The following is a 23,712-nucleotide window of genomic DNA, read 5'->3' on the forward strand; positions in this document are numbered from 1 at the left end:
GGTTTGTGTGCGGCAAGGGACTGAACAGGCGCGTGACCATGACGTCGCGGCCGGTGGACCGGATGCGACGTCGTGTGATCACGAGCCTACGGATGGGGACGGACAATCAGGCGGTGCCGTTCCCTCCGGATCAACGCGCCAACCGGCCCGAAGCGTTGTCAGTGGGCCGTGCCAGGATCGACCGCATGAACATCCAGGTCCCGCTGCCGGCCGACCCCATCACCTCGACCGTGTACACCGATTGGGTACGGGCCTACGAGCCGGGCGCCGAGAGCGCCGCGCACCGGCTCGCCGAGGAGGTACGTACCGGCCTTCCATCGGCGTACCACAAGCCCGGACGCTTCCTCGACGGTCTCGAACGGCGGGTCAGGGACCTTCCCGTCGCCCATCTGCCCTGGTTCTGGGACACGGTGGGGCACCGGCTCTGCGCCTGGCACGCGCGGTACGCCGGCCGGGCGTACGCCCTGGCCCGCGCGGCCGAGCGGGCGCACGCTCTGCCCGTCGACACCGACTGGCACCGGGCCAACGTGCAGCTGTTCGCCCGCGCGGGGGCCCTGCCTGCCAAGGAACTGAGCGGCCATCAGCGGTGGCTGGCCGGTGTGCTGGACCCGGCGGAGGCCCACAAGGAGTTCATGGCCGTCCTCATGGCCTGGGGCGCCTCCCCCGGGGAGCTCCCGGCCGACCTGGCCCGGCGCGTACGGGCATCGGCGCGCGCCGCCGGCCTCGACGAGACGGAGGACGCCCGCGTCCTGGCCCAGCTGGTCGGCACGGCGCGCGGGAAGGCGGTGCCCGACACCCTCCTCGACGCGGTCGCCGCCCTCCTGGCCCGCCACCCGCAGGACGACGACACGCACGCCCCGCTGATCGACCTGTTCCCCGAGTCGCGGAACGACGCGGCGGCCTGGCTGCGGCTGCTCCTGCGGTCCGGCGCGGCCGACGCCGCGGCCGCCGGGCGGGTCACCCCCGACGGCGGACTCGCCGGCTGGCTCGGCCGGTACACCCACATGTACTCCCACCGCCCGGTGGCGGGCGGCGGCGTGATCCGGCAGCCGATGCCGCCGGAACTTTTCGAGCTGGTGACCCGGTTCGCGCCGCGGCTGCGCGCGGCCGGCACACCCGTGACCCTGCACGAGGACCGCCGGCGCTGGCCCGGCCTCGACGCCGATCTGCTGGACGCCTGCCTCGCCGAGTCCATCGCCGTGCGCGACCCCGGCGACGCGATCCGGCTGTCCTTCTGGGGCGAGCGCTCACGGCGCGACCTCAAGGCCCTCGCCGCCGACCCGGTGTTCGGGCGGCGACTTGAGGGGACGGTCCACGCCGCGCTGCGCGGCGGCGGCACGGCCATCACCCGGCTGCCCGAGAACGCGGGCATCGCCGCCGAGGTGCACACCCGGATCGAGTCCCTGCTGGGCGCCCTGCGCGGCGGCGGGCTCGCGGCCGCCGACGAGGCCGCCGACGAACTGGCGGAGCTCCTCGACCGGCCCACCGCCACGGCCCTGGGCGGGATCGAGGAGGCGCTCGCCGCGCTGGACCTGACCGGTCCGCTGGCGCGCGCCCTGCGGGCCGGACTGCCGGAAGAACTGGGCTGGCCCGCCCTGGACACGGCGCTGGCCGGACTGGGGCCGGCCGGGGCCGTCGGGATGACGTCCACATGGCCGGTTCTGACCGTCTACGGAACCGACCGGGCCGTCGCCGTCGACCACGCCGGGGTGCGCGGCTCCTGTACATACCAGGTGCCCGACGACGCCACGACGCACACCGTCCACTACGTGGGCGGGCAGTTCATGGTGAGCTGGACGACGGCCGAGCGTGGCTCGTACGCCGAGCGGGCCTTCTGGAGCGACCGCCCCGACGAGGTCTTCACGCCCGAGCGGACGGGCGGGGTGCGGCCCTACCGGGGCATCATCGACGGCGGCCTCGGGTTCCACTTCGAGACCGCGGACGGCGGCGGCCGGCACGACGGGCAGCGGGTACTGCGGCCCGGTGGCCGTGAGGGCATCGGCCGCCACGAACTCCAGATGAGCGACGGCCGACGGCTGTGGAGCTCCGAGGTGTTCGCCTCGCGCGACGACTGGGCGCGCGTCGACCCGCTGACGGGGGAGCGCGGCGACGACCGCACCCTCCCCGACTTCCACCGCACCGGCCAGGTCCCCGACGGCATGGCCGTCTTCCGCGAACAGCTCACCCTGGCCGCGCTGCCGCCGGACGCGCCCGCCTCGCCACTGGGCCAGGACGGACGCCTCGTCGGCTGCCGCGTCCTGTACCGCACGCCGTACGCGGGGCCCTCGCCGACCGACTTCCTGCTGGAGGGCATCGATGGGCGCCGCGGCCGGCTCCGCTCCACCCGCCCCGGGCGGCGGCCCTGGGGCATCCTCCGCATGCCCCTGGACGGCGAGGAAGGCGTCCTCGTCGACGAGGACAACATCCGCTGCCACGCCGTGGCGGACGGCTCCCTGCTGTGGGAGGCCCAGGGCCACCCCGGCCGGAGCCGAGGTGGCGACCGGCACTCCGCCCACACCGTCGGAACGATGGTGCCGCCCGCGTTCTGGCACTTCCTCGCCCCGCGCGACGAGACCGCCTCCAAGGCCCTGCGGGCCGTCGGCGACCACACGGTTCGCGCGCTCCTCGCCGCCGCCGTCGCGGACGGGGCCGGCACGGAAGTACGCGCCGAACTTCCCCGGCTCCTGCCGGAGGTGACCGAACCGCGCGTCGTGGAGGGCGTGTTGCGCGCCGCCCTGCTCGCCGCCGACGTCCTGCGCCGCCGCCGGGAGCAGTCCCGGCGCGTCGGTATCATGCGGGCGGGCCCCGTGGTGACCCTCGGCACGCCCGTACCGGACACCGTCCTCGTCCCGGCCCTGTCCGGCCTGCTGCCCCACCTGCCCCCGTACGCCGCCCATGCCGCCCAGCCGCACCCCGCGACCCTGACGGCCGTCGCGGCCGACGGCCGCCATCTGCGCGGTGAGATCGACGACGAGACCCGGCGGCTCGCCCTGCCCGCGGCGCCCGCCGAGTGGACCGCGCTGACCGGCCGGATCGACGCGGTGGCCTGGCGGGCCGCCGTCGAGACCACCCCGGCCGATGAGCGTGGCGCCCTCGCGGCGCTGCTGGAGACGTGGAGCGGGCAGCCGTTCGCCGAGCCCGGCGGCCGATGGCGCCAGGGCCGGGCGCCCGAACGGTCCCTCGCCGCCTGCCGGTCCGCCGGGCTGCTCCTGGCCTCGGGCGACGAACGCGCAGGGACGGCGCCGTTCGTCCAGCCGGCGGACGACCCGGCGCCCGAGGGGGCCGAGGCGTGCGAGACGTACACCCTGACGCGTGACGACGCCGCCCGGCTGCCCCGGCTGCTGGACCTGGTGGCTCGGCAAGGACCCCTCGCCGCCACCCCCGAGGCGCTCACCGTCTTCTCCGCGCGCACCGGAGTCCGGCGCTCCGTCGCCGCACTCGTGCTCGGCGGCCTGCCCAGCCGGGCGCGCCACGACGACCACCAGAAGATGCTCCGCTCGGCGCCGTACAAGGCGAACAAGACCGTCGCCCACGAGTACGACTCCTTCTGCCACCGCCTCGGCCCGCAGGGCCGCCGCGCGGTGCTCGCGGCGGGCATGCCCGAGGACCCGGCCGAGCTGTGGGAGCCCGGCGGCATGACGGCGGCGGCCGCCCGGATGGCGGAGGTGTGGGCCGACCTGCTGGGCGCGACCCCGTACGTCGACGAGGAACTGGCCGACGCCCTGGAAACCGGTCTCGGCCTCCACGACGGCTGGGCGCGGAGCCTGACCGGCGGCCCGGGCGCCCACGCGGGCGCGGCGCTCCCCGTCGGCGGCTACGTCCTTCTCGGACGGCGCACCGGCGGGCTCGAACTGCGCCACGCCGAGCCCGACGGCACCGCCGGCAGGTGGGTGAGCCGGGACCGGCCGCCCCACCTGGACCTCGCCTCCGCCGTGGCCTGGGCGCTCACCGAACGGCCAGTCGGCGACCCGGCGGTGGCCGGCGCGACGGCGCTCCACGAGCGGCTGCGGACCGGCCTGGACGCGCCCGGCACGCTCATCCCCGTCGGCTGGCACCACCGGCTGGCGCGGGCCGTGCCCGACGACCCGTCCTTCGTGCCGTACGAGGGAGCGGTGCTGCCGTGCCCGGAGCCGCTGTTCCGGGAGGACACCGTGGCGAGCGTGGCCTACGACGACGGGCTGTTCGTCGTCGGCGTCCCCGGCGCCGACGTCTTCCTGCGGCCGTCCGGTCTCGCCGACCCGGCCCAGCCGGCGCGGGCGGAACGGCTCTGCGGTGAACTCGGCCTGGACGGGCTGCTGGAGGCCGTGCGCCGGATCCAGGCCGTGTACGACGGCGGGCTCGCCCGGATGGTCGCGCGCGTGGCCACCACCCCGGTGCCGCCGGGCGGATACGAACTGAACCCGGCCCTGAGCGCCCCGGACCTGGTCGACGAGGCCACGGCCACCCTCGGCGTGGGCGCGGACGCCGCCGCCCTCCACCTGCAACTGCTGGCGCTCGCGCGGCCCACGGACCAGAACGTCCGCCGCTGGAACGGCTGGACGGCCGCCCGGCACAAGGCCGCCCAGGCCGAGCTGGTCGCCGTCGGGGCGGTGGAGACCGGCCGGCGGGCGAGGGCCGGCCGGTCGGCGTTCGTCCCCGGAGACTGGACCGAACTCAAAGCGCCCCACCTGCCGTTGGAGAGCGCCAAACTGGCTCCGCACCTGGCCGCGGCCGATGGGAAGGAGGCCCAGGGGCCGTTCAGCCGGCTGCTGCCGCCGCTCCCGCCGCACGAGCTGTTCGCCCGGGCCTGGGCCGACCGGGCCGTCGCCCGCACCTGAACCGGACCGCGCATTCGGGCACTGACGCGGAAAGGGGCGTGACGTCGTCGACGTCACGCCCCCATACCGCTACGCCCCTACGAGGCGTTGCGCACCGTACCGGTGAACGCCGGGCCCTCCACCGGCTCCCAGGACTCGTCGTAGGTGATCATCCGCATCCTCAGCGACTCCTCCGGCTCGTTCAGCGTGTCCCTGACCGTGGGCACGCTCACCTCGGTCCCCGCCTTGCCGGCCGGGACGAACGCCGAGAGGTATGGCTCCTGCACCACCTTGGACAGCGGCCGGGCCGGGCTCGGCGAACCACCGAAGTGCTCCTCCAGCCAGCTCTTCGGCACATCCTTCGTGGAGAGCTCCTTGCCGCCGGAGACCGGCAGCAGGAGGAAGCCCACCGGCAGATCCGTATCCGCGGTCTCGGAGAGCGACACCCGCCACTTCAGGGCTTTCCCCTCGGTGACCCGGTCCGCGACCGGGGTCACGGTCACCTTCGGCATCGGGTCGTCGTTGCGCGCGGTCACACCGCCCAGATGGGCGCCGACGACCACGCCACGCACCGCCTTGACGAACACGTTCCGCGAGACGTCCGAGCCGTAGCGGGTGTTGCCCTTCACCTTCACCGGCACGTCGATCGCCGAGGCGCCGGCGCCCACCGTCACCACGCGGGACGTCGTCGCCGCCGCACCCGGCTCGGCGACGAACAGCCGGACCTGGCCGGTGCCCGGCCCGGAGACCTTCACCGGGACGCGGTAGGTCCGTACGCCCGAGTCGCCCTCCTTGACGGTCAGCCGGCCGATGTCGACCCGCGGCAGCGTGGCCGGCCGCACCACCGGGGTGCCGGCGCGCCAGCCCCAGCCGTCCATCAGCCACGCCTGACCGGAACGGCTGCGCGGCGTCAGTTCGAGCGCCGCCACCTTCTTCAGGTCGAGCCCGGCCCGTACGGCCTTGGTCAGCGGGACCCGTATCTCGCGCCCCCACAGGGAGGTGGTCCGGTCGCTGCCCGGCAGCCCGTCGACCGTGACCCGGCCGAGCGTGGCCCGCTTGCCCGCGGCGTCGGTCAGCGCGATGTCCAGCTTCGTTCCGGTGGTGTTGGGCGGTACGAACACGCGCAGGGCGAGCGCCTTGGACCCGGCGAGCGAGACCGGCCCGGCCGGCGTGACCCGCGTCGCGTGACCCGCCCGCGTCCAGCGCATCGCGACCGCGTACCGGCCCGGCTCCGGCGCGGTCTCCCAGGTGGCGAAGTGCGGGGAGGATCCGACGCTTCCGTCGCCCGGCAGACAGCCGTCGGGCCCCTCCGGGTCCACCTGTGCGCACAGCCGTCCGCCGGTCACCTTCACCGAGGCGTCCGGCAGGAACGCGGGCGTGCGGTGCCCGCCGACGGCGTGGGTGAGGACCCGCGCGGGGCCGGCGGACGGCGCGCGCAGGTTCGAGCCGTCGAGGAGCGGACGGACCCGGTCGTCACCGGCGACGAACAGCCTCGCGGCCGCGGCGATGTAGGTGGAGCCCGCCTTCTGCTGCTGGGCGGCGGTCAGCCGGGTCTTCGTGCCGGGCGAGCACACCGGGTCCGGCGTCTCACCGGTGTAGAAGTCGTCGTCGGCCGGGGCCTCAGCCTGACCCGGCGTCCACTCGCTGTTGAAGAAGTTGTGGTTGGCGCCGACCATGTAGACCGCGCTGTGCAGGGCGGCGCCCCGGCTGATCCCGCGCGTGCCGTCGACGTAGATCTGGCCCTGGAGATCGGACACATCGCCGTCGCAGCCCGGGAGCAGCGTCATGGACGGCACGTCCGGCACGGGGTTCTGGCCGAAGATCGTGGGGCCGGTCAGGACCGTGCCACGGATCTTCCAGCGCACCGTGCCGCGGTAGCCGTCCTGGTCGGCGGGCGCCTTGGTGAGGCTGTCGAGCGCCGCCCGGTTGACGCCCTCGCCGCCCCGGGAATGCCCGACGAGCAGCACCCGCGAGAGGTCGGCGGGCGATGCGGCGCGTACGGCCGCCGGTGCCTTGGCCGGGTCGGCGGCCCAGTCGGCCCAGCGGGCGAGGTGCAGGCGCACCAGCGACGAACGGGCCTGCGCACCGCCGTCGTCGGCGGAGTGGTCCTGCGCGTTGATGCCGTTGGCGGAGATGGACACGGTCACATAGCCCTGGGAGGCCAGCAGCTTCTGGTCGTGCAGGTAACCGCGGTGGCTGGGCACCGGCTTCGAACCGGGCTTGCAGGGCCACTCGGCGGTCTGCGAACTCTCGGCGCCGTAGCAGGTGTAGTGCCGGCCGTGCAGGAACAGCGCCAGCGGCCGGGGGCCCGAGACGCCGGTGGGTGCCACCACGGAGGCGCGCATCTCCACCGGAGCGGAGAAGCCCGGCAGCCGTACGTCCTTCAGGGAGTACTCGCCGCTGGTGGTGCGGTACGTGCCCGGGAGGCCCGGGTCGACCGAATGGGCGGGCAGCTCGGCCGCCGGCGGCGGCACCGGTCTCTTTGCGCGACCACGCCGGTCGGCGGCGTCCTCCGCCCCGGCCGTGTCGAGCCGGCGGCCCCCCGCGAGTACCCGCAGGTCCGACGACGGCCCGACGTGGGCGCCGTCGAGCGTCAGCCGGAACGTCCGCCCGTCCTTGGCGGCCTCCGGCCGCCCGAGCAGCGTGTCCCCGGCGTAGAACTCCACCCGGGCGTCGCCCATCGGCACGGGCCTGGGCGACTGCCACACCAGCTGGGGCCCGGCGTCCGTGCCGGTGATCTGCCAGCCCTCCGGGAGACGGTCGTCGGGGTTTCCCGGTGGTACGGCCGACAGCGGGCCGGCGGCCGGCTGCGCGGGCGCCGACTGCGGCGACGCGTACGCCAGTCCGGGCGCCCCCACCGCCAGCGCGAGCACCGCCGTGGCGGCGGTCGCCATGCGCGGGACACGGATCAAGGTGGTCCTCCTTGTGATCGGTCACAACCGCCCCGGAAGATCTCCAGGGCCTCCCCCGACCCCAGGAGACGGCAACAACCGCAGCCGGGTTGCCTCTTCACACGGATCACGAAGATCGCGGACGCGGCGACCGACCGGATCCGGCCAGAACCGGCGGGCATCGACTGCTTCTCAACCTCCGGCCCTGGAAAGGGAGTTCATGAAACGCACCCTCACCGGACTTCCGTCCGCGACGCGCGATTCATCCCGCCCCCGCACGCTCGGCGCCGACTGACCGTCATGACCCTGACATAGGAGTCCGTCTCCGTGACCCTGCATCGTCACGCCCGTCGCGCCGCCCCCGTCCTGGGCGCTGCCTCCGCGGTCCTCGCCACCACCCTGGTCGCGCCCGCGCACGCACACCTCCGTACGGCCCGTACGCTGCCCGCCGTCACCCCGACCGCCGAGACCGCGCCGCTCTTCGACGACGAGGAAGGCGGTAACGCCGACGCGGACGACCCCGCGATCTGGCGCAACGAGGCCGACCCCGCACGCAGTCTGGTGATCGCCACCGCCAAGGAAGGGGGACTGCGGGTCTACGGCCTGGCCGCCGAGGAGCTGCAGGCCGTGCCCGCCCCGGCCGGGCCCGGTCCCGACGACGCCCCGGGGCGCTTCAACAACGTCGACCTCGTGCCGCGTATGGCCCTGTCCGGCGGACGTGCCGACATCGCGGTCGTCACCGACCGCGGCAACGACCGCCTGCGGTTCTACCGCATCGACCGCGACCGGCCGCGGGGGCCGCTCACCGACGTCACCGACCCGGCCGCCCCGCCCGTCTTCTCCAAGAACCAGGCCGAGATCAACGAGCAGCGCACCGCCTACGGCCTGGCCACCTGGACCGACCGTGCCACGCGCCGCTCCTACGCGCTGGTCAGCCGCCGCCACGACACCTCCGTCGCGCTGCTCGAACTGACCGCCGGGGCCGGCGGCACGGTCGGCTACCGCACGGTCCGCACCCTCACCCTGCCGTCGTCCTTCCGGCTCCCCGACGGCACCTCCTGGACGCCGTGCGCCGAGCCGGGCGAACTGCCCCAGGTCGAGGGAATGGTCGTCGACCCGGCCAACGGCATGCTCTACGCGGGCCAGGAGGACGTCGGCATCTGGCGGGTGCGCGCCGACCTCACCTCCCGGCCGACGCTGATCGACAAGGTCCGTGAGTACGGCGTACCGGCGGTGTACGACGAGCAGACCGAGGAGTGCGCCGCGGGCGCCGACCCGGGCTTCGGGGGCCGCCGGCTCTCGGCCGACGTGGAGGGCCTGACGCTGATCGAGGAGCCCGACGGCGACGGCTACCTCATGGCCTCCAGTCAGGGTGACGACACCTTCGCCTTCTACGACCGCGAGACCGGCGACGCCAACGAGTACGAGGCTGGCCTGCGCATCACGGCCCGCACCGGTGGTCCCGACGGCTCCGAGGAGTGCGACGGCGCCGCGGCGCTCAACCAGCCGCTGGGCCCGGACTACCCGCGCGGGCTGCTCGTCGTCCAGGACGGCCACGACACCCCGCACGACGGTGAACGCGGCGCCACCGGCTTCAAGTTCGTCGACCTGGGCCGGGTGCTGGACCGGATCGAGGACTGATCGCCGCCACGGGCCGGGTGGGCCGGGCAGGCCGGGCGGCGAACCCCGCCGCCCGGCCCGTGGCGCAGTACCTCAGCGGCAGAGCCGCGCCACGAGCTCCAGCTCGTCGGCGAACTCCCGCGGGTCGCGGGGACCGAGGTGCGTGGCGGCCAGCGACCGCACCCGGAAGCGGTTGCGCGGAGTCAGTTCGTCGGCCTCGCGGATCATCAGGTCCTGGAGCGCCGGCGGGATCGCCCGGTCCTCGGTGAAGCGCAGGTACGTCCGGGGAATCCGCCCCCAGCGCTCCGGTCGCGCGCTCGCGTCGCTGGTCGGGAGCGCGGCCGACTCGTCCGGCTCCATCAGGTTGAGCTGCATACGCACCTCCGCGTCCGGCCAGTCGGCGGCGAGGGCCTCCTTGGCCGCCGCGAACAGCGCCGGGTCGCCGGAGCGCCAGTTGACCCGGTTGACGCCGAGGCCGGGGACGGTCCGCACCGGGGGAATTTTGAAGAGTGCGCTGGTCAGGCCCTCCTGCGTCATCATCAGGGACATGAGCGTGCTGTGCTTGGGCGTGGGGCAGTACGCGGAGGCGTACACGAGGTGGGAGATGAGCTCCGGGACCTCGTCGGCGACGCGGTTGAGGGTCGCCCCGCCCATGCTCTGCCCCACCAGGACGACCGGCCCCACGCGGTGGGCCCGTCGCACGACCGCCGTCACATGCGCGACGAAGTCCGTCAGCGTCACCTCGGAGAGGGGAGACGGCTCCGACTTCAGCGCCTCCAGGTCCTGCGTCTGGTACGACACCGGGAGGTAGGCCCCCGCGCCGTGCCCGGGCAGATCGACCGCGACCGCACGGTGGCCGCGCAGGCCGAGCTCCGCCAGCAGCGGTGCGTAGCCGTAGGAGTTGCCGCTCGAGCCGTGCACGATGACGAAGGTCGGCGCGGATCGCCGCCGCCCGTCGGCGTGCGCCACGCCCGCTCCGGCGCCGCCGACGGCCACGGCGCCCGCCCCCGCGACGGCCGCCCGCAGCATCCCGCGCCGGGACCGGCCCTCGCCGTCGGCGACGCCACCCACAACACCGTTGCCATGCATGCCACTTGTGTCACTCATGGTTAGACCATAGGCCGAAGTGTCGGAAGAGATCATTTGATCTCGCCACATCAGGAATGAGAACGATCACAAGAGACTCACCGCGTCACGCCCCATCAGGCCGTAAGCGCGACCGCGACCGCCCAGCCGGTGTATCCGAGGTTGACCACCACCCTCAAGACCGCGCCGAACGGCCGCCCCAGCACACTGGGATGGTCGCGGCGGGCATGGCGCAGGGCGTCGAGGTGGCAGAGCTGGTACCCGCAGACGAGACCGGCGGCCGGCCAGGCCCCGGCCGCGCGGCAGGCGGGAATCAGCACCAGCACTGCGATCACGATCTCGGCCGCCCCGCCGGCCGCGACCAGCAGCCCGGCCCGGCGCCGGCGTCTGCGCGCCGCCCTCGGACCGGCCGGCGCAGACGGGGCCGATCTGGCCGCCGCCCGGGCCGAGCTGGTCACCCTCGCCCCCGCCGCCCCCGCGCTCGACGCCCGTGTGGCCCACGCCCTCCGGGAGATCGGCCGCCCCGGTCACGACACCGCGCCGGCGGCCGTCGCCGCCGAGGTGGGCCTGTCACCGGTGCGCCTGCGCGCCCTGGTCCGCGCGTCGGTGGGCGTCCCGCTCGTACGGCTGCGGCAGTGGGGCCGGCTGCGCGGCGCCGTCGCCGCCCTGGCCCAGGGGTCCGTGGCGTCCGCCGCGGCCACGGCGGGCTTCGCCGACCAGGCCCATCTGGCGCGCGCCGCCCGTGACCTGCTCGGCCGGACCCCGTCGTCGCTCGTCATACCCCGGAGGGGGCGCTCGAATGATCAAAATAGGGTCGGGTTAGCATATGAGCACCGCCTAGCTCGAAAGTGGAACCTGTGACTGTCAACGAGGACTCGTTCACAAACTGGAAGAACCGCGAAGAGATCGCGGAGTCGATGATCCCGATCATCGGGAAGCTGCACCGGGAGCTGGACGTCACGGTCCTGCTGCACAGCCGCTCCATGGTGAACAAGTCGGTCGTCAGCATCCTCAAGACCCACCGCTTCGCCCGCCAGATCGCCGGCGAGGAGCTCTCGGTCACCGAGACGATGCCGTTCCTGAAGGCCCTCACCACCCTCGATCTCGGTCCTTCCCAGATCGACATCGGCATGCTGGCCGCCACGTACAAGGCCGACGACCGTGGTCTGACGGTGGAGGAGTTCACCGCCGAGGCCGTCGCCGGCGCCACGGGTGCCAACAAGATCGAGCGCCGCCAGGCCCGCGACGTCGTCCTCTACGGCTTCGGCCGCATCGGCCGCCTCGTCGCCCGTCTGCTGATCGAGAAGGCCGGCTCCGGCAACGGCCTGCGCCTGCGCGCCATCGTCGTCCGCGGCGGCGGCGACCAGGACCTCGTCAAGCGCGCCTCGCTGCTGCGGCGCGACTCCATCCACGGCCAGTTCCAGGGCACGATCACCGTGGACGAGGCGACCAGCACGATCTTCGCCAACGGCAACGCGATCAAGGTGATCTACGCCAACGACCCGTCCGAGGTCGACTACACGGCGTACGGCATCAAGGACGCCATCCTCATCGACAACACGGGCAAGTGGCGCGACCGCGAGGGGCTGTCGAAGCACCTGCGCCCGGGCATCGACAAGGTCGTCCTGACCGCCCCCGGCAAGGGCGACGTTCCCAACATCGTGCACGGCGTCAACCACGACACGATCAAGCCGGACGAGCAGATCCTGTCCTGCGCGTCCTGCACCACGAACGCGATCGTGCCGCCGCTGAAGGCGATGGACGACGAGTACGGCGTCCTGCGCGGCCACGTGGAGACCGTCCACTCGTTCACCAACGACCAGAACCTGCTGGACAACTACCACAAGGCCGACCGCCGCGGCCGCTCCGCGCCGCTCAACATGGTCATCACCGAGACCGGCGCCGCCTCGGCCGTCGCCAAGGCGCTGCCCGACCTGAAGGCGCCGATCACCGGCAGCTCGATCCGCGTCCCCGTCCCGGACGTCTCGATCGCGATCCTCAGCCTGCGCCTCGGCCGTGAGACCACCCGCGAGGAGGTCCTCGACTACCTCCGCGACGTCTCGCTGCACTCGCCGCTGAAGCGCCAGATCGACTTCACCACCGCTCCCGACGCCGTCTCCATGGACTTCGTCGGCTCGCGCCACGCCTCGATCGTCGACGCGGGCGCCACCAAGGTCGACGGCGACAACGCCATCCTCTACCTCTGGTACGACAACGAGTTCGGCTACTCGTGCCAGGTCATCCGGGTCGTCCAGCACGTCTCCGGCGTGGAGTACCCGACCTACCCGGCCCCGCTTGCCTGATCCGGCGAGTCGGACCTAGCTGCACCGAAGGCGCCTGACCCGGACGAAAGTCCAGGTCAGGCGCCTTTTGTGGTCGTGTCACCGGGCGAGCGCTTGCCCGTCGGCCCCGTGAGGTTAATGTCGTATATAGGCCAAATGTGCATCCTCGTTCCCGCGCAGTCCCGGTGAAGGGAAGGAGGCGTACGGAAGGAGCCTCCCATGACCCGTACAGTGCGGGGCGTGACCGCCCTGGCCGGAGCCGCGGCCTTGTGCCTGGGAGCTGTGGCAACCAGTGGCGCGGCCCCGGGCTCCACGGCGCAGGCGGCCCAGAACGAGATCCGGATCGGACTGCTGCTGCCGGAGAGCAAGACCACGCGGTACGAGAAGTTCGACCGGCCGTACATCGAGCAGAAGATCAAGGAACTCGCGCCCGAGGCGCAGATCGACTACTACAACGCCGCCGAGAGCCCCACCACCCAGCAACAGCAGGTCAACACCGCCCTCGCCAAGGGCGACAAGGTGCTCATCCTGGACGCCGTGGACGCCAAGTCGATCCAGTCCTCCGTGCAGAAGGCCCATGACGCGGGTGTGAAGGTCGTGGCCTACGACCGGCTCGCGCAGGGCCCCGTCGACGCCTACGTCTCGTACGACAACCGCAAGGTCGGCGAGTTGCAGGGCCAGGCCCTGCTCGACGCGCTCGGCGACAGGGCCGAGAGCGGCCAGATCGTGATGCACAACGGCTCCCCGACCGACCCCAACGCCGCCGAGTTCAAGGCCGGTGCCCACTCCGTCCTCGACGGCAAGGTGAAGATCGGCAAGGAGTACGACACCCCGAACTGGGACCCGAACAACGCCAACCAGCAGATGTCGGGCGCCATCAGCTCCCTGGGCAAGGACAACATCGTCGGCGTCTACTCGGCCAACGACGGCCTGGCCGCCGGCATCGCCACCGCTCTCAAGGCCGCCGGCATGAACGTGCCGCTGACCGGCCAGGACGCCCAGCTCGACGCGATCCAGCGGATCCTCCTCGGCACCCAGACGATCACGGTCGAGAAGCCGTACAAGCCGGAGGCCGACATCGCGGCCGAGATGGCCGTCAACCTCGCCGAGGGCAAGGAACTGCCCGACTCCCTGACGCCCACCACCGTCACCAGCGGCAGCGGCCAGAAGGTCCCCGCCACGCTGCTGACCCCGGTCGTCGTCAACAAGGACAACATCAAGGACACGGTCGTCAAGGACGGTCTGTACACGGTCGAGGAGATCTGCACTCCCACGTACGCCAGTGCCTGCAAGGAGGCCGGTCTCCAGTAGCCGCGCGCGGCCGAGCGTCAGGAGGCGGTCTCGTTGCCGGAAACACCTGTGCTCACCCTGCGGGGGATCTCCAAGCGGTTCGGCGCGGTCCAGGCGCTGTCCGGCTTCGACCTCGAGGTCCACTCGGGCGAGGTCGTCGCACTCGTCGGGGACAACGGCGCCGGCAAGTCCACCGCCGTCAAGGCGATCGCCGGGGTGAACCCGCCGGACGAGGGCGTCATCGAATGGGAGGGCCGCCCGGTCAGCATCAACCGGCCCCACGACGCCCAGAACCTCGGCATCGCCACCGTCTACCAGGACCTCGCGCTCTGCGACAACCTGGACGTGGTCGCCAACCTCTTCCTCGGCCGCGAACTGCGCCGGTTCGGCGTGCTCGACGAGGTCCGGATGGACAAGCGCTCGCGCCAGCTGCTCGACACCCTGTCCATCCGCATCCCCAGCGTCCGCATCCCCGTGGCCTCCCTCTCCGGCGGCCAGCGCCAGACCGTGGCCATCGCCCGCTCGCTGATCGGCGAACCGAAGGTCGTCATCCTGGACGAACCCACGGCCGCCCTCGGGGTGGAGCAGACCGCCGAAGTCCTCGACCTGGTCGAGCGGCTCCGCGACCGCGGCCTCGGCACCATCCTGATCAGCCACAACATGGTGGACGTGATGGCGGTCGCGGACCGGATCGCGGTCATGCGCCTCGGCCGGAACAACGGCTTCTTCGACAAACGCGCCACCACCACCGAGGAGATCATCTCCGCCATCACCGGCGCCACCGAGAGCGCCGTCACCCGCCGCCAGGCCCGCAAGCGGGAGGAGGAGCGATGAGCCGAGACCGAGGCCCGGACGCCTCCGCCCAGGAACCGGCACCCGACGCCGTACCCGCCGTCGACACCCGGCTGCTCGTCCGCGAGGAGGGCCTGAAGGGGTACCTCACGGAGTTCCGGCGCAAGATGCGCAGCGGCGAACTGGGATCCCTGCCCGTCGTCATCGCCGTCATCATCATCTGGACGGTCTTCGGCAGCCTGGACAGCACCTTCCTCTCGGCCCAGAACCTCTCCGACCTCAGCCAGCAGATCGTCGGCACCGGCATGATCGCCGTCGGGATCGTCTTCGTCCTGCTGCTCGGCGAGATCGACCTCTCCGTCGGATCGGTCAGCGGCCTGTGCGCCGCCCTCTTCGCCGTGCTCAACGTCCTCAACGGCATGAACGAATGGCTGGCGCTGCTGGTCGCGCTGGCGGGCGGAGCCGCCGTCGGACTGATCCACGGCTTCTTCTTCGCCAAGGTCGGCGTGCCCGCGTTCGTCGTCACCCTGGCCGGCAACCTCGCCTGGAACGGCCTCATGCTCCAGGTCCTCGGCACCAGCGGCACAGTCAACATCCCCGGCGAGAGCATCGTCTCCAAGCTGTACTCGACCATCTTCCACAGCCCTGCCGCCGCCTATGTGACCGCCGCCGTCGGGGTCGGCCTCTTCCTGGCCGCCTCACTCCTCGACGCCAGGCGCCGCCGGGCGGCCCGGGTGCCGTTCCGGCCGGTCGCCGAGATCGTGCTGCGTACGGTCGTCATCGCCGCGATCGCCTTCGCCGCCGCGTACATCCTCAACCAGTACCGCGGCCTGCCCCTGGCGCTCCTGATCTTCCTGATCCTGCTGGTGGTGCTGGACTTCGTGCTGCGCCGCACCACCTACGGCCGGCAGATCTTCGCCGTCGGCGGCAACATCGAGGGCGCGCGCCGGGCCGGTATCAGCGTGCCGTTCATCCGGATGACCGTCTTCATGGTCGCCGGCACCATGGCCGCGGCCGGCGGCATCTTCCTCGCCGGACAGATCCAGTCCGCGAGCCAGACCTCCGGCGGCGGCAACCTCCTCATGAACGTCATCGCCGCCGCCGTCATCGGCGGCACGAGCCTCTTCGGCGGGCGCGGCTCGGTCTGGTCCGCGCTGCTCGGCGCCCTGGTGATCGGCTCCATCCAGTCCGGCATGAACATCATGGGCGTCAGCAACGCCGTCCAGTTCATGATCACCGGATCGGTGCTGCTCGCCGCGGTCGTCGTCGACTCGCTCTCCCGCCGGACCCAGAAGGCCGCGGGCCGTGCCTGACCTCTCCCCGGTTCAGCCCTCTCTGGCCGTAGCCCCACGGTGCGTAGTCCTCCCACGACAGGGAAGGCGCACCACGTTGCCGAACGGGGCAGCCGTGAGGCGCCGGGAGAAGAGGCGAGGAGGGTGTCATGACGACCGGGCCGCTCAGCGAGAACGGCAACTGGCTCTGCCCCGAGGCGACACAGGGGCTCATCGCTCAATTCGAGGGAGACCTCGGCGATGTCACCGACGCACGCCTGGCGGCCGGGCTCTGCCTCGACAGCCTCGCGCACCACGACCCACCGGCGAGCCCGGAGAGCCGCGGCGACATCCTGCTGGTGATCACGGAGCTCGCCGCCGCCGCCGTGCGCCGCGCGCCCGGACCGTTCACCGTGCGGCTGCGCCGTACGTTGGACGGGGTGCACGTGGCGGTGGAAGGCACCCGCCCCGCACTGCCCCGGCCCACGCGTCACGTGGACGGACTCGGCCGGCAGATCGTCCGCTCGCTGTCGCGTCACGTCAGCGTGTCGCGTGATCCGCGCAGGCAGGAGATCCACGCTTTACTGCCCTGGTGAAGGCCCCGGCGGGCGGCCCGCGGGGCGCCCACCGGAGGCGAAGGCATGACGCCGGCACGCCGGCGGAAGGGATGACGGACAAGTGACCATGAGCAAGAGGCAAGGCGGGCAGCGGATCGGCGTCCGGACGTACGGGGACGTCGATGGGGCGCTCAGCGGCCTGGTGGAACGGACGGAGGGCAGTGCGCAGTTCTCGGCGGGCGAGGCGGCCGCCCTGCAGTGGGCCCTGGGACGCAGCGACCGCGCGCCGGTCACCGGCGCCGACGTCCCCGGCCGCCCCGATCTGCAGGTGCTGACCGCCGAGGTCGACGCGACGGTCGTCCAGCTGGAGGACCCCACCACCCAGGCGGGCGGCCGTGACTACCTCAACGGCGTGCACGGCGCCCTGGCCTGGGTCTGCGGCCACAGCGACCGGATGGCCTGAGCCCACCACGCGCCGGGGGCCGGGCACCCCACCCCCTTCACCCCGTCAGCGCGTCCGGCCGGAGCTTCGGTTCGCCACGAGGCGTACCGACCTGGGCCACACCCGAAGCCGGCCCGTCCGCCCGGGCCTTCGGACCCGGGCCCCAAGGACGCCCGGCCGTGGCGTCCGCGGCGTTCAGGAGCCGCTGCACGCAGGACGACCGGGCAGTGAAGTGGAGCAGATGTCCCCGCCGTTCCCACCATTGCAGGGCGTTGAGCAGTCCCGAGTCGCAGAAGGTGACGCGGGAGGCCTCCAGGACGAGGACGGTGTAGCCGTCGGCGGCCGCGGACGTGAGCATCGCCCGTAGCGGAGCGGCGCTGTAATGGTCGATCTGGCCGGTCAGATGGATGACCAGGGTCGTCTCACCGAGGCTGGTGCAGGAGTGGACGACTATGTCGCTCGGCGCGTTGTCCGCGCCGCTGTTGTGCGGGGTGGAACTGGCCAGTATCGGGCGGGTGCTTGAGGTACTCACATGCTCATCAACGGCCCTCACTCCGGGGCAGGGAACGAGCCACGCGGGTCTTTCACCCCTTGTGAGCAGCACGAATCCTCGTTGGGGGGAAGTTTTGCACTCGGATGAGGCAGTGGGCCCCCGCCCCGGGGACGGAGGCGGTGCCGGGACGGGGACGGGGACGGGTCAGCGTTCGAGCTCCTTGTGGGCGCTCTCCGGCAGCCGCAGATAGACGGCGGCCGAGACGAGGCACAGCACGGAGACGTACCAGGGGAAGAGGCCGGGCCGGTCGATCTCCTTGAAGAGCGTGCCCACATAGGGCGCCGTGCCGCCGAAGAGGGCGACGGTGAGGGAGTACGGGAAACCGATGCCGGCCGCCCGCACCCTGGCGGGGAAGATCTCCGCGTTGACGGCCGCCGAGATGGACGTGAACCCGGTCAGGAGCACCATCCCGGCGCACTGCACGAGCAGCAGGGAGACGAAGGAGCCGTTGATCGCCCGCAGCAGAGGCACGCTCAGCAGGGCGAAGCCCACACCGAAGAAGAGCAGCAGGGGCTTGCGGCCGTAGCGGTCGGAGAGCAGACCGCCGACCGGCTGGAGGAGGGCGAAGAAGGCCAGCGCGAGGGTGCCGGCGAGGAGGGCGTCGGCCTTCCCTATGCCTTCGTTGAGCTCGGCGTAGGTGGGGAGGTAGGCGGTCCACGTGTAGTAGGCGAGGGTGCCGCCGGCGGTGATGCCGCAGATCAGCAGGGATTGGCGCGGGTGCCGGCGCAGGGCGTCGAACAGTCCGGGCCGCTGCCCGGGGGAGTCGTCGACGGGGGTGAGCGTCTCCTCCGCGCCGCGCCGGATCCAGAATCCGACCAGGCTCAGAGCCGCCCCCACGAGGAACGGGACACGCCAGCCCCAGCCCTCCATCGTCCCCTGGCCCAGAGCGGCGATCAGCGCCGCGGTGATCCCGGAGGCCGCGAGCTGGCCGATGGTGGTGGAGACGTACTGGAAACTGGAGAAGAGACCGCGCCGGCCGGGGCCCGCGGACTCGACGAGGAAGGTGGTGGAGGCGGCGAACTCGCCGCCGACCGAGAGGCCTTGGAGGAGCCGGGCGGCGACGAGGATCACCGGCGCGAGGACGCCGGCGGCCGCGTACGTCGGGGTGAGCCCGACGAGCAGGCTGCTGCCGCCCATCAGCAGGATGGTGACGGTGAGCGCGGCCCGCCGGCCCCGCCGGTCGGCGAGGGCGCCCATCAGCAGCCCGCCGACGGGGCGCATGAAGAATCCGACGGCGAAGACGGCGAAGGTGGCCAGGAGGGGGACGAGGGAGTTCCCGGCTCCCGCCGGGAAGACCTGCCCGGCGATGTAGGTGGCGAGGAAGGTGTAGGCGTACCAGTCGTACCACTCGACGGCGTTGCCCACCGAGGCGGCGAGCAGCTGCCGGGCGGGGCGCCGGCCGGGGACGGGCGCCTGGGTGCGGACCTGAGGCTCTGTCATGATCACGGCCCTCCCCAGGCCGGGCGCCCCGCACACATGTCCTGTGTCAACGCTGTATGACATCGCCCTGTGACATAGCACCTGTGCCATCGCACCGGTGACACCGCCTGGGGCATCGGCCTCTGCGACCCGCCGAGCGGACGGCGGTGGACCACCGCACGCCCCCCGGCCTCACTAGGCTGGTGCGCGGCACATGGCAACCCATGAGCACGTGGCGACCCATGAGGACGTGCGGTGGCGAACTGGCTGATGACGCTCGGCGGAGCCGCTCTCGCGATGCTCGCCCTCCGGGACGTCTTCCACACCCTCTGGCACCCCACCCGCCACGGCGGACTCAGCCGACGGGTCATGACCCTCGCCTGGTACCTCTCCTCCAGCTTCGGCCGACGGCGCGCGGTCGGCCTGGCGGGCCCCCTCGGCATGGTCACCGTCGTTGTCCTCTGGGCGGTCACCGTCATCCTCGGCTGGGCCCTGATGTACTGGCCGCACATGCCCGGGGGCTTCTCGTTCGCCGCGGGGCTGTCACCGGCGGACTATACGGGCTTCGTCGACGCCGTCTACCTCTCCATCGTCACCATGGCCACGCTGGGGCTCGGAGACATCGCACCGGCCGACGGCTGGCTCCGCGTCCTCGGCCCCATCGAGGCCGTCGTCGGCTTCGCCCTGCTGACGGCCACCGTGACATGGGTTCTGGGCATCTACCCCGCTCTCACCCGCCGTCGCGCCGTCGCCCTGCGCATCCACCAGCTCCGCCGCTGCGGCCTGGACGAGCGGACCCTGTCCACGCCCCAGGCCGCCGCCGTGCTGCAAGGGCTGGCCGCCGACCTGGCGCATGTCTGCGTGGACTTCCGCCAGTACGCGGAGTCGTACTACTTCCACGACGGCGACGAACCCACCTCCCTCGCCGCCACCATCCCGTACCTCGCCGACCTCGCCGAGCGCACGCCGCACCCCGCCGAGCCCCAGGCCGCCCTCGCCCGCGCGCTCCTGCGCGTCTGTCTGGACGACCTCGCGGTCACCCTCGACGAACGCTTCCTCCACACCGGCGGCACGACACGGCACGTACTCGACCGTTACGCCCACGACCACGGGCGCGCCGCGAGAACCTGACCCGGCCGCCGGGTCAGGCCCAGACCAGGATCGCCGCCGCGCCGAACAGGTCGACCACACCGCACCACTCCGACCAGGCCCGGGGAACCACCCTGCCCGCGCGGAGGTGGGCGAAGTCCCAGACCCCGTGGGCCAGCCAGCCGCCCGCCAGGACGTACAGCCCCGCCTTCTGGTCCACGGCGAGCGCCACCAGCGCCAGCGCCCCGAAGGCCGGCAGCCCGGCGGCCTGGAGCGCGAGGACGCCCGGCCGGCGCAGCTCTCCGCGTACCGCGCCGAAGGCCAGGTAGCACAGGGGCATGAAGGCCAGGAGCGCCGCGAGGAGACCCGCCGGCGGCGCGCCGTCGACGAACGTGACGACCACGAGGGCGAGCGCGAGCCAGGTCGGCCGGCGGTCGGCGAGGGCCCGGACCACGCCACGGCCCGCACCGTCCCGCTGTCCGTGCGTGCAACCGGTTGTCATGTGATCCCCCGTCATCTTCACCGAGCGGCAGAGGCGCCGCGGACATCGCCACTCGGCCCGTACGCGCTGACCTATGGACGGTCGGCGGGCGTCTCTTCGAGCAGCCGCGCGCGGAACAGGCCGAGGACCTGGTCCAGCGCGGCCCGGGTCGGCTCTCCCGGCGCGTCGATCAGATGCTCGGTGAGCACGGAGTGCGGGGCGAGCAGGGCCTCCGGATTCGCCGCGCCGTCGTCGAGCTCGACCGCGACGAACGCGTCGCCGAGCTCACGCCGGAGGAACGCGAACCGGTCCCCGGGCACGAGCCGGTCGCCCCGGAACCGCAGCCCCATGACCTGGAGCCCTTCCCGCTCGCACCGTCCCCGTACGACGGCCAGCTCCTCGGGCCCGATGTCGATCGTCCCCGCGCGGCCCGCCGACACGGCCACCGGCAGCGACGGCTGCGACAGCACCGGCGCGATCAGCCGCGCGTCGGTGGCCATCGCCAGCGCGAACCCTCCGGTCAGGCACATGCCGACGGCCCCGACGCCCGGACCGCCGCAGCGTTCGTGCTCGTACGCCGCCAGGGCGCGCAGCCATGTCACGACCCGGGAACTTCGGCCCGTGGCAAGGAGGGTGAACTCCCGGCTCACACACACCTTCAGAAGCGACGAGGCCGCATACCGCCCGGCCGCCAGCCGCCCGTGCGCCTCGGGCCGCGGATCGCGCCCTGGCTCGCCGAACAGCACCGGAAGGACGGCCGTGCACCCGATCTCCGCGACGCGGTCCGCGAACTCCAGCACCTTGGGCGTGATGCCCGGAATCTCGGCCATCACGATCACGGCGGGACCTGTGCCCCGCCGCAGGATCCGCCGCTCGGTCCCTCCGTGCGTGAACGTGCTCTTCTCGTATCCGGCCAGGTCGTGGTCGGCCATCACTCTCCCCATCTCCAGGCGGCTGAGCGTGCGTTCGACGTCATGGGGCAGCATGTCAGGCGTCAGACACTCCGGCGCCCCCGCACCGGTATGTGTGATCTTGTCGTACGGAAGGGGTCCATCGGGGATGATCACCCCATGAACCTCACCAGCCGACGCGCCGTCCTGTCCTCCGTCGCCGTGGCAGCCGCGGGCCTGCCCCTGCTCAACGACCTCGCGGGGAACGGCCGTACGGCCGTCGCCGCCGAAACGGCGGAACGGTTCGCCACGAACACCGCGCTGTACAGCAGCGGGGACTTCAAGGAAGGCACCAACTGGATGCGGCGGTTCCGCTGCGGGACTCCGGGCGGGCTGCTCGACAACGACAACAACACGAGCACGGCCGTGCGCAGTACGGCGGTCATCGCCCCGCACGGCGGCGGCATAGAGGCGGGCACCAGCGAGCTGTGCCTCGCCATCGCCGGCTACACCCTGGCCGGGGCCGGCAGCACCCACCCCGCCCCGGTGGAAGGCGTGCCCCAGCGCGACTACTGGATGTTCGAGGCGATCACCTCCCACAAGGACCTCCACGTCACCTCGACCCACTGCGACGACCCCGCCGCCCTGGCCGTCTGCGGCAACAACCTTTACGCCGTCTCCCTGCACGGCTTCAGCCCGGACACCGGCCCCGCCAAGCAGATCCTCATCGGCGGCCGGGACCAGCGGCTGATGCGGAACCTGGGGTGGGCGTTCGCCAAGCACGGCCTCACCACCGACACCACCGATCCCGCCCTGGCCGTACAGGTGGTCATCGCCGGCGTCGACTCGCCCCTGAACGGTGACGACCCGGCCAACATCGTCAACCGCACCCGGACCGGAGCCGGCGCCCAGCTGGAGATATCCACCGAGCTCCGCCGGGCCATGTTCGGCACCTTCGCCGGTGCGGCCGAGCGCCGGCAGACCGCCGGCGTCGGGACCGCCCACCAGGCCCACTTCTGGAACGGCTTCGTCGGCGCCGTACGCGAGGCCGTCGACCGGCACGAGCTCGGCCTCGCCGCCCCGCAGTAGCCGCCCGCAGTGACCGCCGGGCGGTGGTCGCCGCCCGGCAGGGGAGATGATGGGATCACCCGCCCGCCGTACCCGAGGAGCTTTCGCGCAGATGACCAGTTCCGGTTCCGGTTCCGGCCCGAGACCGCCCACGATCGCCGATGTCGCGCGGGTCGCCGGCGTGTCCCGTACGACGGTCTCGCACGCCCTCAACGGTCTCGGCAAGGTCGACCCCCGGACCCGGGAGCGCATCAAGCAGGTCGCCGCCGAGCTGGGCTACCGGCCCAACCTGCGGGCCCAGCGGTTGCGGCGCGGGGAGGCGAAGGCCATCGCGCTTGCCTCGTCCATGCCGTTCGCCGTCGCGGGCGGGCCGTCCCGGCTCGGGTTCTACATGGAGGTCGCCGCCGCTGCCGCCGAGAGCGCCCTCGCTCACGACTACGCGCTCGTGCTGGTGCCGCCCGTGCAGTCCGGGTCCGCGCTGTACTCCGTCGACATCGACGGGGCGATCGTCGTGGAGCCCGACGTGGACGACGCGGCGGTGGCCCGCCTGAAGGAGCGCGGCCTGCCGTACGTGGCGCTCGGCAGGCCCCTGTCCCCGGAGGAGGACGAGGTGCCGTACGTCGATCTGCGCGCGGGCCTCGTAACCGAGCTGCTGCTGGCCCATCTCCATGAGCAGGGGGCCCGGCAGCCCGCCCTGATCGTCGGTTCCGGCGCGCGGCACTCCTCGGTCGACGCGCGCGCCGCGTTCGAACGGGTCGCGGTCGAGCGCGGCTGGACCCCGATCGTGGCGACCGCCCCCGAGGCGGGCGGCGAACAGGCCGGATACGAACGGTGCGCCGCCCTGCTCGCCCAGCACCCCGGGATCGACGCGGTCTGCGCACTGGTGGACGCCTTCGCGGTGGGAGCGGTCCGCGCGATCAAGGACAGCGGCCGCGCTGTCCCGGACGACGTCATGGTCGTCACCCGCTACGACGGCCTGCGCGCCCGCACCTGCGAGCCCCCACTGACCGCCGTCGACCTCCACCTGGACCGCGCGGCCGCCGACGCGGTGGACCTGCTGCTGGCCCGCCTGCGCGGTGACACCGCCACGCCGAGGGTGACAACGGCGCCCGAGCCGCACGTGATCGCCCGGGCGTCGTCGGTACGGGGCACGGCCTGAGCGGGGGGCGGGGTCACGAGACCGCC

At 72.9% G+C, this 23,712-nt stretch carries 19 protein-coding genes; 12 read left to right on the top strand and 7 right to left on the bottom strand.

Going from position 1 to position 23,712, the window contains the following annotated elements:
- The first annotated feature begins 185 nt into the window (after nt 1-185).
- Entirely contained in the window at nt 186-4,817 is a 4,632-nt protein-coding gene (locus tag IEZ01_RS02605; protein WP_189199593.1) for a hypothetical protein, read from the top strand.
- Nucleotides 4,818-4,894: 77 nt separating this feature from the next.
- Here IEZ01_RS02605 and IEZ01_RS02610 read toward each other — a convergent pair whose 3' ends face one another.
- Nucleotides 4,895-7,708, bottom strand: a complete 2,814-nt coding sequence (locus IEZ01_RS02610; protein WP_189199595.1) for an alpha/beta hydrolase — start codon at nt 7,706-7,708, stop codon at nt 4,895-4,897.
- Between the two features lie 306 nt (nt 7,709-8,014).
- Between IEZ01_RS02610 and IEZ01_RS02615 the strand changes: the two genes are divergently transcribed.
- Nucleotides 8,015-9,328 (top strand): phytase, encoded by a 1,314-nt coding sequence (locus IEZ01_RS02615; RefSeq protein ID WP_189199597.1) that lies wholly within the window; start codon nt 8,015-8,017, stop codon nt 9,326-9,328.
- A gap of 72 nt (nt 9,329-9,400) precedes the next feature.
- On the opposite strand, the gene IEZ01_RS02620 is transcribed toward IEZ01_RS02615, so the two are convergent.
- Nucleotides 9,401-10,414, bottom strand: a complete 1,014-nt coding sequence (locus IEZ01_RS02620) for an alpha/beta hydrolase (protein WP_229832610.1) — start codon at nt 10,412-10,414, stop codon at nt 9,401-9,403.
- 95 nt (nt 10,415-10,509) lie between these two features.
- Complete coding sequence (locus IEZ01_RS36250; protein WP_506417155.1) at nt 10,510-10,851, bottom strand: DoxX-related protein; 342 nt, start codon at nt 10,849-10,851, stop codon at nt 10,510-10,512.
- Nucleotides 10,852-10,954: 103 nt separating this feature from the next.
- Here IEZ01_RS36250 and IEZ01_RS36255 point away from each other — a divergent pair, with 103 nt between their 5' ends.
- The 7 genes from IEZ01_RS36255 (at nt 10,955) to IEZ01_RS02655 (ending at nt 17,048) form a co-directional block, all read left to right on the top strand.
- Nucleotides 10,955-11,254: a helix-turn-helix domain-containing protein gene (locus IEZ01_RS36255; RefSeq protein WP_506417157.1), complete on the top strand. Its 300-nt coding sequence runs from the start codon at nt 10,955-10,957 to the stop codon at nt 11,252-11,254.
- On the top strand, nt 11,251-12,696 hold the full coding sequence (locus IEZ01_RS02630; RefSeq protein ID WP_019891223.1) for a glyceraldehyde-3-phosphate dehydrogenase: 1,446 nt from the start codon (nt 11,251-11,253) through the stop codon (nt 12,694-12,696). Before IEZ01_RS36255 ends, IEZ01_RS02630 begins: the two co-directional genes overlap by 4 nt.
- Nucleotides 12,697-12,894: 198 nt before the next feature.
- Entirely contained in the window at nt 12,895-13,986 is a 1,092-nt protein-coding gene (locus tag IEZ01_RS02635) for a sugar ABC transporter substrate-binding protein (RefSeq protein WP_019891224.1), read from the top strand.
- 33 nt (nt 13,987-14,019) lie between these two features.
- On the top strand, nt 14,020-14,799 hold the full coding sequence (locus IEZ01_RS02640; RefSeq protein WP_040875236.1) for an ATP-binding cassette domain-containing protein: 780 nt from the start codon (nt 14,020-14,022) through the stop codon (nt 14,797-14,799).
- Nucleotides 14,796-16,070 carry a sugar ABC transporter permease gene (locus IEZ01_RS02645; RefSeq protein ID WP_019891227.1) on the top strand — a complete coding sequence of 425 codons (1,275 nt, stop codon included), beginning with the start codon at nt 14,796-14,798 and terminating at the stop codon, nt 16,068-16,070. Before IEZ01_RS02640 ends, IEZ01_RS02645 begins: the two co-directional genes overlap by 4 nt.
- Before the next feature lie 128 nt (nt 16,071-16,198).
- Nucleotides 16,199-16,624, top strand: coding sequence for an ATP-binding protein (locus IEZ01_RS02650; RefSeq protein WP_019891228.1), 426 nt, complete (start codon nt 16,199-16,201; stop codon nt 16,622-16,624).
- Nucleotides 16,625-16,712: 88 nt separating this feature from the next.
- Nucleotides 16,713-17,048 carry a hypothetical protein gene (locus IEZ01_RS02655; RefSeq protein WP_040875828.1) on the top strand — a complete coding sequence of 112 codons (336 nt, stop codon included), beginning with the start codon at nt 16,713-16,715 and terminating at the stop codon, nt 17,046-17,048.
- Between the two features lie 37 nt (nt 17,049-17,085).
- Here IEZ01_RS02655 and IEZ01_RS02660 read toward each other — a convergent pair whose 3' ends face one another.
- Nucleotides 17,086-17,559 carry an STAS domain-containing protein gene (locus IEZ01_RS02660; protein ID WP_019891230.1) on the bottom strand — a complete coding sequence of 158 codons (474 nt, stop codon included), beginning with the start codon at nt 17,557-17,559 and terminating at the stop codon, nt 17,086-17,088.
- A 165-nt stretch (nt 17,560-17,724) separates the two neighbouring features.
- On the bottom strand, nt 17,725-19,020 hold the full coding sequence (locus IEZ01_RS02665; RefSeq protein ID WP_189199599.1) for an MFS transporter: 1,296 nt from the start codon (nt 19,018-19,020) through the stop codon (nt 17,725-17,727).
- A gap of 234 nt (nt 19,021-19,254) precedes the next feature.
- On the opposite strand from IEZ01_RS02665, the gene IEZ01_RS02670 reads away from it, so the two are divergent.
- Nucleotides 19,255-20,130 (top strand): potassium channel family protein, encoded by an 876-nt coding sequence (locus IEZ01_RS02670; protein ID WP_019891232.1) that lies wholly within the window; start codon nt 19,255-19,257, stop codon nt 20,128-20,130.
- Between the two features lie 13 nt (nt 20,131-20,143).
- On the opposite strand, the gene IEZ01_RS02675 is transcribed toward IEZ01_RS02670, so the two are convergent.
- Entirely contained in the window at nt 20,144-20,590 is a 447-nt protein-coding gene (locus IEZ01_RS02675) for a hypothetical protein (protein WP_229832615.1), read from the bottom strand.
- Between the two features lie 71 nt (nt 20,591-20,661).
- Complete coding sequence (locus tag IEZ01_RS02680; RefSeq protein WP_028798241.1) at nt 20,662-21,501, bottom strand: dienelactone hydrolase family protein; 840 nt, start codon at nt 21,499-21,501, stop codon at nt 20,662-20,664.
- 138 nt (nt 21,502-21,639) lie between these two features.
- Between IEZ01_RS02680 and IEZ01_RS02685 the strand changes: the two genes are divergently transcribed.
- Both IEZ01_RS02685 and IEZ01_RS02690 read left to right on the top strand, forming a co-directional pair.
- Nucleotides 21,640-22,548 carry a poly-gamma-glutamate hydrolase family protein gene (locus IEZ01_RS02685; protein WP_189199601.1) on the top strand — a complete coding sequence of 303 codons (909 nt, stop codon included), beginning with the start codon at nt 21,640-21,642 and terminating at the stop codon, nt 22,546-22,548.
- Between the two features lie 91 nt (nt 22,549-22,639).
- The gene (locus tag IEZ01_RS02690) at nt 22,640-23,686 is read left to right on the top strand and encodes a LacI family DNA-binding transcriptional regulator (protein ID WP_189199603.1); all 1,047 of its coding nucleotides are present in this window, start codon (nt 22,640-22,642) and stop codon (nt 23,684-23,686) included.
- The last annotated feature ends 26 nt before the right edge of the window (nt 23,687-23,712 follow it).

It is taken from the genome of Streptomyces purpureus (genome assembly GCF_014648195.1).
In the GTDB taxonomy this organism is placed as follows: Bacteria; Actinomycetota; Actinomycetes; order Streptomycetales; family Streptomycetaceae; genus Streptomyces; species Streptomyces purpureus.